This window comes from Streptomyces sp. KMM 9044, assembly GCF_024701375.2.
In the GTDB taxonomy this organism is placed as follows: Bacteria; Actinomycetota; Actinomycetes; order Streptomycetales; family Streptomycetaceae; genus Streptomyces.
Window position 1 is genome coordinate 6266209 of the sequence record NZ_CP113910.1, and the last position, 16226, is coordinate 6282434.

12 protein-coding genes and 2 pseudogenes are annotated in these 16226 nt (G+C 72.9%); 11 read left to right on the top strand and 3 right to left on the bottom strand.

The window, feature by feature from the left end; translation table 11 throughout:
- Positions 1–34: 34 nt before the first annotated feature.
- Positions 35–532 (top strand): GNAT family N-acetyltransferase, encoded by a 498-nt coding sequence (locus HUV60_RS28270; RefSeq protein WP_257850297.1) that lies wholly within the window; start codon positions 35–37, stop codon positions 530–532.
- Positions 533–610: 78 nt separating this feature from the next.
- Here HUV60_RS28270 and HUV60_RS28275 read toward each other — a convergent pair whose 3' ends face one another.
- The gene (locus tag HUV60_RS28275; protein WP_257850005.1) at positions 611–1057 is read right to left on the bottom strand and encodes a hypothetical protein; all 447 of its coding nucleotides are present in this window, start codon (positions 1055–1057) and stop codon (positions 611–613) included.
- Position 1058: 1 nt separating this feature from the next.
- Complete coding sequence (locus HUV60_RS28280) at positions 1059–1418, bottom strand: hypothetical protein (protein ID WP_257850006.1); 360 nt, start codon at positions 1416–1418, stop codon at positions 1059–1061.
- A 123-nt stretch (positions 1419–1541) separates the two neighbouring features.
- On the opposite strand from HUV60_RS28280, the gene HUV60_RS28285 reads away from it, so the two are divergent.
- From HUV60_RS28285 to HUV60_RS28325, 9 genes and pseudogenes are all read left to right on the top strand, one after another.
- On the top strand, positions 1542–2192 hold the full coding sequence (locus HUV60_RS28285; protein WP_257850007.1) for an HAD-IA family hydrolase: 651 nt from the start codon (positions 1542–1544) through the stop codon (positions 2190–2192).
- Positions 2193–2616: 424 nt separating this feature from the next.
- Positions 2617–3615, top strand: a pseudogene (locus tag HUV60_RS28290) (methionine ABC transporter ATP-binding protein); the annotation flags it as partial.
- 95 nt (positions 3616–3710) lie between these two features.
- Positions 3711–4430: a methionine ABC transporter permease gene (locus HUV60_RS28295; RefSeq protein WP_257850008.1), complete on the top strand. Its 720-nt coding sequence runs from the start codon at positions 3711–3713 to the stop codon at positions 4428–4430.
- Positions 4431–4491: 61 nt separating this feature from the next.
- Entirely contained in the window at positions 4492–5319 is an 828-nt protein-coding gene (locus HUV60_RS28300; RefSeq protein ID WP_257850009.1) for a MetQ/NlpA family ABC transporter substrate-binding protein, read from the top strand.
- Positions 5320–5502: 183 nt separating this feature from the next.
- Positions 5503–6144, top strand: coding sequence for a GNAT family N-acetyltransferase (locus HUV60_RS28305; RefSeq protein WP_257850010.1), 642 nt, complete (start codon positions 5503–5505; stop codon positions 6142–6144).
- 147 nt (positions 6145–6291) lie between these two features.
- Positions 6292–7503, top strand: a complete 1212-nt coding sequence (gene cbiE / locus HUV60_RS28310; RefSeq protein ID WP_257850011.1) for a precorrin-6y C5,15-methyltransferase (decarboxylating) subunit CbiE — start codon at positions 6292–6294, stop codon at positions 7501–7503.
- A 381-nt stretch (positions 7504–7884) separates the two neighbouring features.
- A complete protein-coding gene (gene cobT / locus HUV60_RS28315; RefSeq protein ID WP_257850012.1) occupies positions 7885–11571 on the top strand; it encodes a nicotinate-nucleotide--dimethylbenzimidazole phosphoribosyltransferase in 3687 nt (1228 codons plus the stop codon).
- Between the two features lie 187 nt (positions 11572–11758).
- The gene (cobA, locus tag HUV60_RS28320; protein WP_257850013.1) at positions 11759–13024 is read left to right on the top strand and encodes a uroporphyrinogen-III C-methyltransferase; all 1266 of its coding nucleotides are present in this window, start codon (positions 11759–11761) and stop codon (positions 13022–13024) included.
- Positions 13025–13136: 112 nt separating this feature from the next.
- Positions 13137–13982 (top strand): TrmH family RNA methyltransferase, encoded by an 846-nt coding sequence (locus HUV60_RS28325; RefSeq protein WP_257850014.1) that lies wholly within the window; start codon positions 13137–13139, stop codon positions 13980–13982.
- A 180-nt stretch (positions 13983–14162) separates the two neighbouring features.
- Here HUV60_RS28325 and HUV60_RS28330 read toward each other — a convergent pair.
- A pseudogene (locus HUV60_RS28330) lies at positions 14163–15545 on the bottom strand (serine/threonine-protein kinase); the annotation flags it as partial.
- A gap of 196 nt (positions 15546–15741) precedes the next feature.
- Between HUV60_RS28330 and HUV60_RS28335 the strand changes: the two are divergent.
- Complete coding sequence (locus HUV60_RS28335; RefSeq protein ID WP_042174947.1) at positions 15742–15975, top strand: hypothetical protein; 234 nt, start codon at positions 15742–15744, stop codon at positions 15973–15975.
- The last annotated feature ends 251 nt before the right edge of the window (positions 15976–16226 follow it).

The following is a 16226-nucleotide window of genomic DNA, read 5'->3' on the forward strand; positions in this document are numbered from 1 at the left end:
CACAGGTGATCAGGTGAGCGGGAGGCGTGCGCACATGGGCATGAGCGTGACCATCTCTGCGGCGACGGAGCAGGACGCCGAGCAGATCTTCAGGTTGCAGTACCTGTGCTTCCAGAGCGAGGCGGCACTGTACGGCAACTACCGCATTGCGCCGCTCGTCCAGAGTCTGGACTCGGTCCGCGACGAGGTCACCACCGACCTGGTCTTCGTCGCCCGGCTCGGCGACGAGATCGTCGGCTCGGTGCACGGCAGGAGCACCGAGGACGCCGCCGCGGCCATCGGCAAGCTCTGCGTCCACCCCCGCCTCCAGGGCCACGGCATCGGTGCCCGGCTCCTGCGCGCCGCCGAGTCCGCCCTCGCCGGCGAGCGGGGCGCCAGGATGTTCCGCCTCCAGGCCGGGCACCGCAGCGAGAGCAACCTCCAGCTGTACAGCAAGGTCGGCTACCAGCGGGTCGGGACGTCCCGGGGCGCGGACGGCGTGCCAACGATCGTCCTGGAGAAGACGGCGGACTCGTACGTGGCCACCGCCTGACCGGGAAGCGAACCGGCGTGTGACGGGGGCGTCGCCCGTGCGGGAGGCGGCCCGCCGTCCGCCCGGGAGGCGGCCCCGTCACACCGTGCGGGCGTGGGCCTTGCGCAGCCAGTACAGGGCGGTGAGGGGCAGCAGGACCGGGACGAACAGGTAGCCCATCCCGTAGTCCGACCACACGGTCGCGTCGGGGAAGGCGGACGGATCCGCCAGGGTCCAGGTACCGACCGTCAGGACGCCCGCCAACTCGGCCGCGCAGCACACCAGCGCCGCCCGGCGGGCCCTCTCCCCGCCGCGGACCAGGGTGTACGTGATGAATCCGTAGACCACTCCCGCGATCGCCGAGAGCGAGTACGCGAGCGGCGCCCGGTCGAACTCGGTGGCGATCTGGTACGCCGAACGCGACACGGCGCCGACGACCATCACGCCGTACAGCCACACCAGCAGCAGTCCGGGCCCGCCGATCAGCCGGGTGCCGCCCGGTTCCCGATCCGGCTCCCGCTCCGGTTCGTGTTCCGTCGCGGTCATCTCAGCCCTTCCAGATGTCATAGAGCCGCACCTCGAGCACGGCCAGCACGACACCGCTCGCGGCCACCGTGACCGAGCCCCACCGGGTGCGCTCGGCCAGTGACATGAAGCCCGCCGCCGGGACGCACGCGAACGAGCCCAGCAGATAGGCCACGAAGATGACCGTCCCCTGCGCCGGCTCCTCGCCCCGGACCAGCCACACGATCCCGACCGTCAGCTGAACCAGCGTCAGCAGGGTGACCACGGCCATACCGATGAAGTGCCAGTCCTTCGTCGGCTGGTCGCGGTAGGCGGCCCAGCCGCACCACACGGCGAGCAGCAGCGCGGCGAGGCCGGTCGCCAGCGTCAGGGCATCAAGCATGGCAGCGACCCTATTACGCCGTAACGGCCCTGCCGTGCCCGGCCCCGTCGGGGGGTGCGCCCGTGTGCGGTGGGGCCGGGCACGGGGACCGTGGTGGGACCGGGGCACCGTAAGGTCGATGGCATGACCATCCATGCGCAAGCCCTTCTGTTCGACAACGACGGCACCCTCGTCTCCTCCCTCGAGTCCGTGCAGCGCTGCTGGACCCGGTGGGCCGTCGAGTACGGGATCACGGCCGAGCGGTTCGGGCGGATCGAGCTGCACGGCCGCCCGGCCGCCGAGATAGCCGCCGACCTGCTGCCCGCCCATGCCGTGCCCGGGGCCGTCGCACGGATCGAGGACCTGGAGGTGGAGGACGTGCCGAACGGCGGGGCGGTCCTGCTGCCGGGCACCCGGCACCTCCTCGGCGTGCTGCCGGCGGAACGCTGGGCCGTCGTCACCTCCGCGACCCGGCGGCTGGCCGAGGCCCGCCTCGCCGCCGCCGGCATCCTGCCCAAGACCCTCGTCTCCGCCGACGACATCACCCGGGGCAAGCCCGACCCCGAGCCCTACCTGCTGGCCGCCCGCACCCTCGGCGTGGACCCCGCCGACTGCGTCGTCTTCGAGGACGCCCCCGCCGGGCTCCAGGCGGGGCGGGCGGCCGGGATGACGACCGTGGCCTTGGCCACAACCCACCAGGCCCACGAGCTGACCGCCGATCTCGTGGTCGAGGACCTGTCGGCCCTGTCCGTACTGGTCACGGACACCGGTGTGGAGATCGCCGCACATTCCTGACGTGCGACCGCGACTGTCCACGGCTGTCCGGAATGTGGACGGCCGTGTCCGGTCAGGACCGAACATCTGGTTCACTGCTCGCATGACCGCGACGAGCGACCGCATCCCTGCAACCGAGGTGCATGTGCCGCTCGGTTCCGGATGTATGGATCCGCTCCGGATGCGCGCCTTCTAGAGAGCCCCCGCAGCATCTGAGCCTCGCGCCCCGGAGCGAGAGCCGGTCCGTCCCGCACATGGGCCCCCGCGTCCCGCATGTGCGACCGGACCCCGCCCCCCGCGCACCTCTCTCCGCCGCTCCCTTCACGGCGCCCGCGAGAGGACGTGCCGCGTCCGGGCCGTCCCCGGCCCCCGCCCGCCTCACCCCCGAATGCCTCGTGCCCGGCACCCACGACGTGCCGCGCACTCGGCAGTGACGGATACCCACGTGATCACCACCTCGGGCCTCACCAAGGTCTACCGCTCGCGCGGACGCGAGGTCACCGCTCTGGACGGCGTCGACCTGCATGTCCGTGAAGGCGAGGTCTACGGCGTCATCGGTCAGTCCGGCGCCGGAAAGTCCTCGCTGATCCGCTGCGTCAACCTGCTGGAGCGCCCCGCCTCGGGCACCGTGACCGTCGCCGGGCAGGACCTCACCGCCCTGGCCGGACGCGGGCCACGGGCCGGCCGGGAACTGCGGCAGGCGCGCAGCCGTATCGGCATGGTCTTCCAGCACGTCAACCTGCTCTCCTCGCGCACCGTGCAGGACAACGTCGAACTGCCGCTGGAGATCCTCGGCCGGCCGGGCAGGGAGCGTTCCCGCAAGGCGCTGGAACTGCTCGGTCTGGTCGGCCTCGCCGACAAGGCCAGGGCCTACCCCGCCCAGCTCTCCGGCGGCCAGAAGCAGCGCGTCGGCATCGCCCGTGCCCTGGCCGGCGACCCCAAGGTGCTGCTGTCCGACGAGGCCACCAGTGCCCTCGACCCGGAGACCACCCGCTCCATCCTGGCGCTGCTGCGCGACCTCAACCGCCATCTCGGCCTGACCGTCCTGCTCATCACGCACGAGATGGACGTCGTGAAGTCGATCTGCGACTCCGCCGCGCTGATGGAACGCGGCCGTGTCGTCGAGTCCGGCACCGTCACCGATCTCCTGGCGACCCCCGGCTCCGAACTGGCCTCCGCGCTGTTCCCGGTCGCCGGCGAGACCTCGGGCGACCACCGCACCGTCCTGGACATCACCTTCCAGGGCGAGAGCGCGACCCAGCCGGTCATCTCCCAGCTGTCCCGCACCTACAACATCGACATCTCCGTCCTCGGCGCCGCCATCGACACCGCCGGCGGCCTCCAGACGGGCAGGATGCGCGTCGAACTCCCGGGCCGCTACGAGGACAACGTCGTACCGGTCGGCTTCCTGCGCGAACAGGGGCTGCACGTCGAGATCGCGGGCCGGTCGCGGAAGGCCTCCCCGCAACCGCAGGTGAGCAGGGCGGCGCGGGTTTCGTCGGCGCTCGTGAAGGAGGTGGCCAAGCGACCTGGTCCCAGATGCAGCCACTGCTGGTGCAGGCATGTCGGGAAACGTTGGCCATGGTGGGCTGGTCCACCCTGATCGCGGTACTCGTCGGCCTGCCGATCGGCATCCTGCTCGTCCTGACCGACCGGGGCGGACTGCTGCAGAACGCGCCCGTGAGCAAGGTCATCGGGCAGGTCGTGAACGTCGGCCGCTCGATGCCGTTCATCATCCTCATGGTCGCCCTGACGAGCTTCACCCGCTGGATCACCGGGACGTCCATCGGCAGCGAGGCCGCGATCGTGCCGCTCGCCATCAGCGGTATCCCCTTCTTCGCCCGCCTGGTCGAGACGGCCGTACGCGAAGTGGACCACGGGCTCGTCGAGGCCGTGCGGGCCATGGGCGGCAACACCTGGACGATCGTCCGCAAGGTCCTCGTCCCCGAGTCCCTGCCCTCGCTGACCGCCGCCGCCACCACCACGGTCATCGCCCTCATCGGCTACTCGGCCATGGCAGGCGCCGTGGGCGGCGGCGGTCTCGGCGACTTCGCCGTCCGCTACGGCTACCAGCGCTTCGACAGCGAACTGATGTGGATCACCGTCGCGATCCTCGCCGTGGTCATCTCGGTCATCCAGTTCGCCGGCGACCTCGCGGTCCGCTCCCTGCGCCGCCGCGGCCGCTCGGTTGCCGCGCCCAGGCTGTGGCTGCTCAGGGCCAAGGAGCCCGTGACGGCCGACGCCGACAGGGCCGCGTAACCCCTCCGCCCCCCCGTACCACCGAGGCGGGGCCGCACCACCACCGGGAAAGGCACTTTTCGTGCGTAACACCGCCAAGACCGCCACCGCCGTTCTCGCCGCCGGAGCCCTGGCCCTCGGCCTCTCCGCCTGCGGCTCGGACAGCGGATCCGGCTCCGACGCCTCCGGCCCGCTGATCGTCGCGGCGAGCCCCGTGCCGCACGCCGAGATCCTCACCTTCGTCAAGGACAACCTGACCGAGGAGGCCGGCCTCGACCTCGAGGTCAAGGAGTTCACCGACTACGTCACGCCGAACACGGCGACGGAGGACGGCTCGGTCGGTGCGAACTTCTTCCAGACCCAGCCGTACCTCGACGACTTCAACAAGAAGAACGGCACGCACATCGTGCCCCTTGTCGACGTGCACCTGGAGCCGCTCGGCCTGTACTCGTACAAGGTCGAGAAGGCCGGCGAGCTGAAGAACGGCGCGACCGTCGCCGTCCCGAACGACACCGTCAACGAGGGGCGCGCGCTGCAGTTGCTCGCTGCCCACGGCCTGATCACCCTCAAGGAGGGCGTCGGCACCGCGGCGACCCCCGCCGACGTCACCAAGAACCCGAAGAACCTCGAGTTCAAGGAGCTGGAGGCGGCCCAGACGCCGCGCTCCCTCGAGGACGTCGACGCCGCGGTGGTCAACGGAAACTACGCCATCGAGGCCGATCTCAAGCCGTCCGAGGACGCCCTCGTCCTGGAGTCCGCGAAGGGCAACCCGAACCTCAACCTCCTCGCCGTCAAGGAGGGCAACGAGGAGGACCCGCGCGTGAAGCAGCTCGCCGGGCTCCCCACCTCCGACGAGGTCGGGAAGTTCATCGACGACACGTACGCGGGCTCCGTCGTCCCCTCCTTCTGATCCTTCTGAACCGTTCCCCCCGACCGCCCGCACCGCGGTCCGCGCCGCGCCCGGCACCCGTCCGGCACTCTCGGGGTCCACTCCGGTACACGGAGTGGACCCCATGGTGCGGCCCGCTGCTTTCATGCTGCATGCTGGGCAGTTCAGCGGTATCTGACGGTCACGAAGGTTATGGAGCGGCGCATGACGAGCAGCACCTTCCCCAACATCTCCATCAGCACGGAGCGGTTGGTGCTGCGTCCCCTCGACGTGGACGACGTGCCCACCCTGACCGAGATGATGAACGACGAGCAGATCGCCGCCTGGACCGACGTCTCCCAGCCCTTCACCGAGCAGGCCGCCCGCACCTGGATCACCGAGTACGCCCCCACCGAACGCGCGGCCGGACGCGGACTGGACCTCGCCGTCACGGAGTTCCTCACCCAGCGTCTGGTGGGCATCATCCAGCTCACCAAGACCAACTGGCACATCCGGTCCACCGAGCTCTCGTACGCCGTCGCCCCCTGGGCACGCGGCGAGGGCTACGCCTCCGAGGCCGCCATGGCCACTGCCCAGTGGCTCTTCGGCGACCAGAAGCTGGAACGCGTCGAGCTGCGCACCGCCGCCGACAACACCGCCTCGCAGCAGGTCGCCCAGAAGATCGGCTGCATCAGCGAGGGCGTCCTGCGCAACGCCTGTATAGCCCACGTCCGCGGTGACGACGGCGTCTGGACGGACGTGCGCACCGACTTCATCGTATGGAGCCTGCTGCCGGAGGACCTCGAGGGCTCGGCCGAGCACCTCGCCGACACAGGACAGTTCACCGCCTTCACCGACTGGAGCTGAATCCCTCCCGGGGGACGGCCGACGGCAGGTCACCCCGGTCGACGGCCGTACCAGGTACTCTCACCAAGCCTGCCCGCCCGCAGGCGGAGCGGCCCGCCCGCGCCCGCACGCCCAAGACGCCCCGCGCACACCAGGAGACTGACAACGATGGCCGACCGGGTCACGGTGATCGGCTGGGACGGTTCGCCGTTGACCGCAGCGGCCCGCGCCGCACTGGGCGCCGCCACTCTGGTGGCAGGCGCCGCGCACCACCTGGAACTCCCCGAGGTACCCCCCGGCGCCGAACGCATCCGGCTCGGCAGCGCCGCCCTGGCCGCCCGCCGGGTTGCCGGCCACCGCGGCACGGCGGTGGTCCTCGCCGACGGTGACCCCGGCTTCTTCGGCGTCGTACGGACCCTGCGCGCACCCGAGTTCGGCCTGGAGGTCGAGGTCGTCCCCGCGGTCTCCTCCGTCGCCACCGCCTTCGCCCGAGCCGGAATGCCCTGGGACGACGCACACGTGGTCGTCGCACATCCCCGGACCCTGCGACGCGCGGTGAACGTGTGCCGGGCCCACACCAAGGTAGCGGTTCTCACCTCTCCCGGCGCCGGCCCTGCCGAACTGGGCCTGCTCCTGGAGGGCGTCCACCGCACCTTCGTCATCTGCGAGGAGCTCGGCACCACGCGCGAGCAGGTCAGCGTCGTCACCTCCGACAAGGCCGCCGACCACACCTGGCGCGACCCGAACGTCGTCATCGTCATCGGCGGCCAGGCCGCCGCCACCGCGTCCGGCGGCTGGATCGCCGGCCGCGACCCCGCAGCCGGCCCGCGCGGCTGGACGCTGCCGGCCGACGCCTACGGCGGCGACCTCGGCGAGGGCGAACGGGAGCCGCTGCGTGTCTCCCAGCTCGCCCGGCTCGGACCGGTCCCCGGTGACCTCGTATGGGACATCGGCTGCGGAAGCGGCGCCTTCGCCACCGAGGCGGCGCGGGCCGGTGCCGCGGTCATCGCCGTCGACAGCGACCCGCGGGCCTGCGCGCGCACCGATTCCACCGCCCGTCGGCACGGCGTCCAGCTCCAGATCGTGCACGGCACCGCTCCACAGGCGCTGGAGGACCTCCCCGAACCGGACGTCGTCAGGGTCGGCGGCGGGGGAGCGGCCGTGGTCCTGGCGGTCGCCGACCGCCGCCCGCAGCGCATCGTCACGCACGCCGCCACTCGCGACGCCGCCGAACGGATCGGCCGGGAACTGTCCGAGCACGGCTACCGGGCCGAGTGCGCCCTTCTGCAGTCCGTCGAACTCGACACCAGGGCCTGGACGGAGACCGAGCGGAGCATCGCGTTCCTGCTCAGCGGCGTGCTGCCGACGCGTACTCCCTGATCGCGCCGCCCTGTTCCGATACCGTCCCCGCGATCGGATTGTCGTACCGCTCGCGGTAGGCTGACCGATCGTTGTACCGCAACTCGGACGCACGCCGACCCGTCGGCCGATGTCCTGAAAACGCGCCCCTTCCGAGGCGTGTGTGGTACGGCACTACCCAAGGACGCGCAACGTGGCGCAGTCCACAGCGGAACCGCCGCGGATCAAGCTGACGCGGCGGTCGTACGGCAGCGACAATGCCTGTGAATGGCTTTGTCGCCATTTTGGGCAGGCTGTTCGTGCCGCTGGGGACGCACGCTCGTTCTTCAGTGTGGGGCGGTCGGGCGCGCCGTTCCGGGTGAGCTGGTCGTAGGAGCACCAACCGATGGGCGAGGGGTACGCATGACCGACACCGGCCGGGTCCCGGGCGAGGGGCAGCCGGAGAACGCAGGCAGGGTGGAGCAGCCGGGCGTCCCCGCGCCCGACTCGTACACCTACCTCTCCGAGAGTTCCGCCGAGGACGAAGACCTGCTGCTGCCCGGTGCCCGGGGTGCCTGGGGCAACGAGGTCGCACCACCCGCGCCGGAGCCGGTCGTCGAGACCGTGCACGAGCCGGGACCGCACGAGACGGGCGGCCGGGACACCGGCTCGGTCGACCTCGGGGGTGTCCGGCTGCCCGACCCCGGGCAGCCGCAGGCGCCCGGTCCCGCGGTCCCGCACGAGTCGCAGACACCGGCCGCACCGCGTCGTCCACTGCACCTGGGCCCGCCCATCCCCAGCACCACCGCCGGTCCGGTCCGTTCCCTCGCCGACCGCGGCCCGGCCGACGTGCCGGTGCGCCAGGTCGGCCCGTCGACCGTCGGCCCCGAGTACCTCGACGTGCCGCGCACCCGGGAGACGGCCCCGCAGACGGCACAGCCCTGGGGCGTCCGGGCCGCGGTGGGCGCGACCGCCCAAGCGGAAACGGTTGCTCCGCCTCAGCAGTCCATGGGCGCCGCCCAGGCTCTGGTCGCACGCGTCGCGACGGAGGCGGGTGCCGGTCAGCCGCAGAACGCGCCGCGGCCCGCCGTGGCCGCCGTGGCCGCGGTGGACTGGCAGGGCGCCCCGGGGGGGCCCGAGGGCTCCTCCCTCCCGACGGCCGACGCGGCCGGGGCCGATCCGGGTCCGGGTCCGGGTTCGGATGCGGGTGCGGCGGCCGATGGGATCGCCGGGCCGCCCGAGGACCCCGGATACGAAGCCGGACCGGCCGAGGACGCCGTGCCGTCCCTCGTCCCGGGCGAGGGACCGCGTGCCGAGACCATTCCTGCGTCGGCTGCCGAGGCGCAGCCGCAGGCACAGGTGCCCGACGAGGTACAGGCTCCCGAGGCGGACGCCGACCCCGTCGTCGCCATGGAACCGGAGGCCCCGGCCCAGGAGACCGTGGCTGTCCAGGAGCCGGAGGGCGTCACCGCCACCGACGGATCCGACGACATCACCTCCGCCGCGGCCCACGAGCCCCAGGGTCCGTTCACCGACCCGGCAGATCCGCAGGCAGCCGCCGCTGTCGCCCGGAGCGACGGCGACGCCGGGGCGTCCGCCCTCGCACCCGCCGAACCGGACGCACCCGCCGAGGAGGCACGGGCTCCCGAAGCCGCGGTCCTTCGGACGCCCGAGCACGCCGAGGCACCGGAGCACGCCGTCTCAGTCCCGGAAGCAACGCCTGCTCCCGGCATGGAGCCCGCCCTCGGCACGGGGGTGGCACCCGTCGCGGCATCCGAACCCCTTGCCGAGGAGGCGAGCGGTCGGTGCGTCCCGGCCGCGCTCCCGGTCCAGGGGCCCCAGCAGACACCGGCCACCCCCTCCGCCCCACCCGCTCAGGAGGCGTGGACGCCGCTTCCCGTGCCGCCCGCCCCGCCTCGTCCCGAGGCCCCCGTCACCGACGCGACCGCTCCCGCCGTGGCCGTGCCCGCTCCCGACGGCGCCGCCACGCCGCTTCCCGGCAGTGTCTCCCTGGTGGCGGTGCCGGACCAGCCCCTGGGGGAGTTCGCCCCCGCCGAGGGAGTCGTGCCGACCGCCCCGCAGCTCGCGCCGACCCCGACGCAGCCCCTGAGCCCTCCCATCGAGGAACAACCGCAACAGTCCGGGCCGGAGGCCGCCGCTCCGGTTCCCGCACAGCGCCAGGCCGACACCGGCGCCGTCACCGTGGCTCCCGCCCCGGAACCGGCCGCCGAACCGCCGGCCCAGCAGGGACCCGCCGAGAACGCGCAGGCCGAGCACCCGCCCACGGAGCCCGGAGCGGCCCAGCCCGTACTCGCGCAGGACCCCGACGACCTCGACACCCAAGGCGCCGGAGTGGCGGACGCCGCGCCGCCCGTCGGCCCCGCCGCCCCCGGCTATGACGACGCCGAGCGCGCGGCCGTGCAGAAGGTCATGCGGGAGCGCCGGGACATCCGCAACGGCTTCCGTGACGACCCCATCCCGCACGAGGTCCTGCTCCGCGTCCTGGAGGCCGCCCACACCGCGCCCTCCGTGGGGCACTCGCAGCCCTGGGACTTCGTGGTCATCCGCTCCGCCGAGACCCGGCGCAGCATGCACGAACTGGCCGAGCGCCAGCGCGACGCCTACGCACAGTCGCTGCCCAAGGGCCGGGCGAAACAGTTCAAGGAACTGAAGATCGAGGCCATCCTCGACACCCCGGTGAACATCGTCGTCACCGCCGACCCGACCCGCGGCGGCCGGCACACCCTGGGCCGGCACACCCAGCCGCAGATGGCGCCGTACTCCGCCGCCCTGGCGGTCCAGAACCTGTGGCTCGCCGCGCGCGCCGAGGGCCTCGGGGTCGGCTGGGTCAGCTTCTTCGACGAGCGCGAGATGGTCCGCTCGCTGGGCCTGCCCGAGCACCTCGAAGTGGTCGCCTACCTGTGCGTGGGCTACGTCGACGAGTTCCCGGCCGAGCCGGAGCTGATGCAGGCCGGCTGGTCCAAGCGCCGCCCGCTGTCGTGGGTCGTGCACGAGGAGACGTACGGCAGGCGTGTGCTGCCCGGCGAGGAACCGCACGACCTGCTCGCCGAGACCGTCGCGCAGATCCGCCCGCTGGACGCCAAGGCGCTTGGCGAGGCCTGGGAACGGCAGAAGCGGATGACCAAGCCGGCCGGCGCGCTCGGCATGCTGGAGATCATCTCCGCGCAGTTGTCCGGGCTGTCCCGCCAGTGCCCGCCGCCCATCCCGGAGCCCGCGGCCGTCGCGGTCTTCGCGGGCGACCACGGTGTCCACGCCCAGGGCGTCACCCCGTGGCCGCAGGAGGTCACCGCCCAGATGGTGGCCAACTTCCTCGGCGGCGGAGCAGTCTGCAACGCCTTCGCCACCCAGGTGGGCGCCGAGGTCTGCGTGGTCGACGTCGGGGTGGCCTCCGACCTTCCGGCCACCCCGGGACTGCTGCCGCGCAAGGTCCGCGCCGGCACCTCCGACATGACCGCCGGCCCCGCGATGACCCGCGAGGAGGCCAAGCAGGCCATCGAGGTGGGCATCGAGACCGCCCGTGACCTGGTCGCCGCAGGCAACAAGGTACTGCTCACCGGTGAGATGGGCATCGCGAACACCACCGCGTCCGCCGCCCTGATCTCCGTCTTCACCGGCGTGGACCCGGGCGAGGTCACCGGCCGGGGCACCGGCATCAACGACGAGACCCTGGTCCGCAAGACCGACGTCGTGCGCCGCGCCCTCGAACTGCACCAGCCGGACCCGGCCGACCCCATCGGCGTCCTCGCCGCCGTCGGCGGGTTCGAGCACGCGGCCATGGTGGGCCTGCTCCTCGGTGGCGCGTCCCTGCGTACGCCTGTGATCCTGGACGGTGTCAGCGCCGGGGCCGCGGCACTGGTGGCCCGTGCCATCGCCCCCGAGGTGCTGGCCGCCTGCATCGCGGGACACCGCAGCGCCGAGCCCGGCCATGTGGCCGCCCTCAACAAGCTGGGCCTGCGCCCGCTGATCGACCTCGACCTGCGCCTCGGCGAGGGCACGGGCGCGCTGCTCGCCCTGCCGATGGTGCAGAGCACCGCGCGCGTCATGCACGAGGTGGCGACGTTCGACTCGGCCGGCGTCACCGAGAAGTAGAAGCAGGAGCAGAAGGAGCAGGCACCCCGAAGCGGGGTGGGGCGGCGGCAGGTGTTCCGTCGCAGTCGTCCCCCCCGCCGTACGCTGATTCCGCAACCACACACCACACACCACACACCGCACGTCAGGGCCGCTCCAGCGCCGTAGCGCCCCTCGCACGCCCGCCTGTACGAGGAGCCGCAGCCTCATGGCCGAACACCCTGCCTACCCCGTGGGCCTCCGCCTCACCGGCCGCCGAGTCGTCGTGCTCGGCGGTGGCCAGGTCGCCCAGCGTCGGCTGCCCGCCCTCATCGCAGCCGGCGGGGACATCGTCCTGATCTCACCCGGGGCGACGCCTTCCGTGGAGGCGATGGCGGACGCCGGCGAGATCACCTGGGAGCGGCGCCGCTACACCGAGGGCGACCTCGCGGACGCCTGGTACGCGCTGATCGCCACCAGCGACGGCGACGCCAACGCCCTCGCCTCCGCCGAGGCCGAACGCCACCGCGTCTGGTGTGTCCGCTCCGACGACGCGGACCGGGCCACGGCCTGGACCCCGGCCACCGGGCACAGCGAGGGCGTCACGGTCGCCGTTCTCACCACGGACGCCAAGGGCCGCGATCCCCGCCACACCGCCGCGATCCGCGACGCCGTGGTCGAGGGCCTGCGTGACGGCACACTCGTCGCCCCGCACCACCGCACCCGCACCCCGGGCGTCGCCCTCGTCGGAGGCGGCCCCGGCGACCCGGACCTGATCACCGTGCGCGGACGCCGGCTGCTCGCCGAGGCGGACGTCGTCATCGCCGACCGGCTCGGCCCGCGCGACCTGCTGGCCGAACTCCCGCCGCACGTCGAGGTGATCGACGCGGCGAAGATCCCGTACGGCCGGTTCATGGCGCAGGAGGCCATCAACAACGCGCTGATCGAGCACGCCCGGCGGGGCAAGTCGGTCGTCCGGCTCAAGGGCGGCGACCCGTATGTCTTCGGCCGCGGCATGGAGGAGCTCCAGGCGCTCGCCGAGGCGGGCATCCCGTGCACCGTGGTCCCCGGTATCTCCAGCTCCGTCTCGGTCCCGGGCGCCGCCGGGATTCCGGTCACCCACCGCGGCGTGGCCCACGAGTTCACCGTGGTCAGCGGCCACGTCGCGCCCGACGACGAGCGTTCCCTGGTCGACTGGCCGTCCCTGGCGAAGCTGACCGGCACCCTGGTGGTGCTCATGGGCGTCGACAAGATCGGCCGGATCGCCGAGACCCTCGTGGCGCACGGCAGGCCGCCGGACACCCCGGTCGCCCTCGTCCAGGAGGGCACCACGGCCGCCCAGCGCCGCGTCGACGCCACCCTCGCCACGGTCGCCGAGACCGTCCGCGCCGAAGAGGTCAAGCCACCGGCGGTCATCGTCATCGGCGAGGTCGTGTGCGTCGGCCCCCCGGCCGCGCAGGCTGCGAAACCTTCGCGGTCCGCGCAGTCCTCGTAAGCCTGCGCAGTCCTCGCGGACGCCAGGCGACGCATCCGAAAGAAACCCCCGGTAACGCGGCCGGACCCGGCCGTCGGCACCACACCATCCAGGACAAGGCAGTAGCACCCCCGTGGCCGATCTCATCACCGTCGAGGATCCCGACGACCCGCGCCTGCACGACTACACGGGCCTGACCGACGTGGAGCTGCGCCGCACACGCGAACCCGCCGAGGGCCTGTTCATCGCCGAGGGCGAGAAGGTCATCCGACGCGCCAAGGACGCGGGCTACGAGATGCGCTCCATGCTGCTCTCGGCCAAGTGGGTCGACGTCATGCGCGACGTCATCGACGAAGTCCCCGCGCCGGTCTACGCCGTGAGCCCGGAAACCGCCGAACAGGTCACCGGCTACCACGTGCACCGCGGCGCGCTCGCCTCCATGCAGCGCACCCCCCTGCCCACGACGGCCGAACTGCTGCACACCGCCCGCCGGGTGGTGATCATGGAGTCGGTCAACGACCACACCAACATCGGAGCCGTCTTCCGCTCGGCGGCGGCCCTCGGCATGGACGCGGTCCTGCTGTCCCCGGACTGCGCAGACCCGCTCTACCGCCGCAGCGTCAAGGTTTCCATGGGCGCGGTCTTCTCCGTGCCGTACGCCAGGCTGGACAACTGGCCCAGGGGCCTGGAACCGGTCCGGGAGGCGGGCTTCAGGCTCCTGGCCCTGACCCCCGACGAGAAGGCCCGCAGCCTCGACGAGGTCGCCCCGCACCGGATGGACAGGGTCGCCCTCATGCTGGGCGCGGAGGGCGCAGGGCTGACCGGCCGGGCCCTGGCCGCCGCCGACGAACGGGTCCGCATCCCGATGTCCCACGGCGTCGACTCGCTCAACGTGGGCGCGGCGGCCGCGGTCGCCTTCTACGCGGCGGCGACGGGACGGCCGACGGGACAGGAAGCGGTGAGCCCACCGGCGCCGTGAGCACACCGAGGCTGCCGGACCCGCGGGCGGGCAGCCGGGCAGGCGACCGGGACCGGGCAAAGGCCCGGGCGCTGACGCGGGCCGCGCCGACGGCCCCGAGCCGGCCGGCCCCCTGCTCCAGCGGCCGGTGGCCGTTTTGTTCCTGCAGCCGTCGACGAGGCCGCGTGCCGACCCCTGTCAGCCCTGGATCAGGGCGATGCCGGCCGCGACCACCAGCGTCACCACGACGAACACGAACAGTCGCTGCGCGAGCAGCCGCGGATTGGCCGGCCGCAGACCGGTACCCCTCGTCCGGGGCCCGGGACGACGGGAACCGGTGCCCGACCGCGTTGAGTTCCGCGACCCCGACCCCGACCCCGACCCCGACCCCGACCCCGACCCGGACCGGGACCCGGACGCCGACCGGGACCCGGACGCCGACCGTGCCCCGGACGCGGACCGGGAACCCGACCGGGACGGTCTGCCGCCGCTCGAGGCTCCACCGCGCGAGGCACCGCCCCCCCGCGACGACGGCACGCTCCGGTCGCCGCGCCGCGACGGCGCTCCGCCCCCGGCCGGACCGGCACCGCGACCCGCAGCCGCGCCGTGCGGAGAGGGAGCGACCTGCCCTTCGGACGCACTCCGCTGCCCCGTCGTGCGACGCTGCGCACGGTCCGGGTAGGTGTCGGCCAGGCGCCCGGCCCTCCGCTCCGGCTCCGCGCCGCGCGGAGCCGGCGGACGTGCGTCGGTGAATCCCTGCCCCTCCCGCGTGGCGATCTCCTTGAGCCGCAGCGACAGCTGGAGCGTGCTGGGCCGCTCCTCGGGGTCCTTCGCGAGGCATGCGCGTACGAGCGGCGCCAACGCGTCCGGGACATCCCGGAGATGGGCCTCCTCGTGTACCACGCGGTACAGCATCACCTCCGAACTGCCGTGCCCGAAGGGTGAGTCGCCCATCGACGCGTACGCCAGCGTGGCACCCAGCGAGAACACGTCCGTGGCCGGCGTGACGGCCGCGCCGCGCACCTGCTCCGGTGCGAGGAAGCCGGGCGAGCCGACCGCCGTACCGACGTGGGTGAGCGTCGAGGCGCCGGTGGCCCAGGCGATGCCGAAGTCGATGATCCGCGGCCCCTTCGGGGACAGCAGGATGTTGGACGGTTTCAGATCCCGGTGCACGACCCCGGCCTCGTGCACGGCCACCAGCCCTTCCGACAGGGCCGCGCCGACCGCGGCGACCTCGGCCGCGCCGAGCGGCCCCCCGTCGGCGACCCGGTCGTGCAGCGACGGGCCGGGAACGTACTGCGTGGCGAACCACGGCCGGTCCGCGTCGAGGTCGGCGGCCACCAGCCGGGCCGTGCACCCGCCGCGGATGCGGCGCGCCGCGGACACCTCCCGCGCGAACCGTGAACGGAACTCCTGGTCCTCCGCCAGATCGGGCCGGATGACCTTCAGCGCGACCCGCTGCCCCTTCTTGTCGGAGCCGAGATAGACGACGCCCATCCCGCCCGCGCCGAGCCGTCGGTGAAGTCGGAAAGAGCCGACGACGCGCGGGTCCTCGCGCCTCAGGCGCATCATCGCCATGTTCATCCCCGCTGCCCGGTCCTGTGACGTGCCACAGCTTACGTTTCCCCGGGCGCCCCTGCGCAGAGGCCGCGCCCTCTCGAAGCGACGGATTGTCAGTGGCGGGTGGGAGACTTGAAGTGTGGTCAGGGGACGTGCGGGCAGGCCGGGTTCGCACGTCGTGGCGATCCCAACCACTCGACGCCGAAGGGGGATTGGTCAAGTGAAGGGTGACCGGGTGGAGATAGTCGTGGACGCCGGGGACACGACGCGCACGTACGAGGTGGTGGCGAGCAGGGCGGGCCGCAGGGTGGAGACAGCGGTGCGCCGGGGCGTGGTCGAAGTGAGTGAAGTCACGCGTACGGGAACGGCGGTGCGCACGGCCAGGTTCATGGCGAACCGGGTCCTCGCGCTGGTCGAGCACCCGGTGCCGCGGGTGGACGACTCGGAGACATGAGGGACGAGAAGGGGCGGACCGGACGACCCCTCGGGGATGTCCCCGACACGGAGGGGCTCGTCTCCACCCAGGGGAGTACGCCGCAGGTCATGGCTCATCCTCCGGGAGGCCCGGCAATCGGTACGAGGGCATGACGTCCGGGAAGTGCCGGGCCCCTAGATTTGAGGTCAAGCGGCGGGTGCGGTACTCGTCCCCCGAGGTCGGACGTCCGCCGCTGCCAAAGGTTCGCACACAGCGCCCGAGGCATTACG

What these genes read in the sequence shown, in the direction of transcription:
- HUV60_RS28280 (WP_257850006.1), bottom strand. Translation starts at nt 1,418, where the DNA reads ATGCTTGATGCCCTGACGCTGGCGACCGGCCTCGCCGCGCTGCTGCTC.
- cobT (WP_257850012.1), top strand. Translation starts at nt 7,885, where the DNA reads ATGACCGACACCGGCCGGGTCCCGGGCGAGGGGCAGCCGGAGAACGCA.
- HUV60_RS28285 (WP_257850007.1), top strand. Translation starts at nt 1,542, where the DNA reads ATGACCATCCATGCGCAAGCCCTTCTGTTCGACAACGACGGCACCCTC.
- HUV60_RS28270 (WP_257850297.1), top strand. Translation starts at nt 35, where the DNA reads ATGGGCATGAGCGTGACCATCTCTGCGGCGACGGAGCAGGACGCCGAG.
- cbiE (WP_257850011.1), top strand. Translation starts at nt 6,292, where the DNA reads ATGGCCGACCGGGTCACGGTGATCGGCTGGGACGGTTCGCCGTTGACC.
- HUV60_RS28275 (WP_257850005.1), bottom strand. Translation starts at nt 1,057, where the DNA reads ATGACCGCGACGGAACACGAACCGGAGCGGGAGCCGGATCGGGAACCG.
- cobA (WP_257850013.1), top strand. Translation starts at nt 11,759, where the DNA reads ATGGCCGAACACCCTGCCTACCCCGTGGGCCTCCGCCTCACCGGCCGC.
- HUV60_RS28295 (WP_257850008.1), top strand. Translation starts at nt 3,711, where the DNA reads ATGCAGCCACTGCTGGTGCAGGCATGTCGGGAAACGTTGGCCATGGTG.
- HUV60_RS28305 (WP_257850010.1), top strand. Translation starts at nt 5,503, where the DNA reads ATGACGAGCAGCACCTTCCCCAACATCTCCATCAGCACGGAGCGGTTG.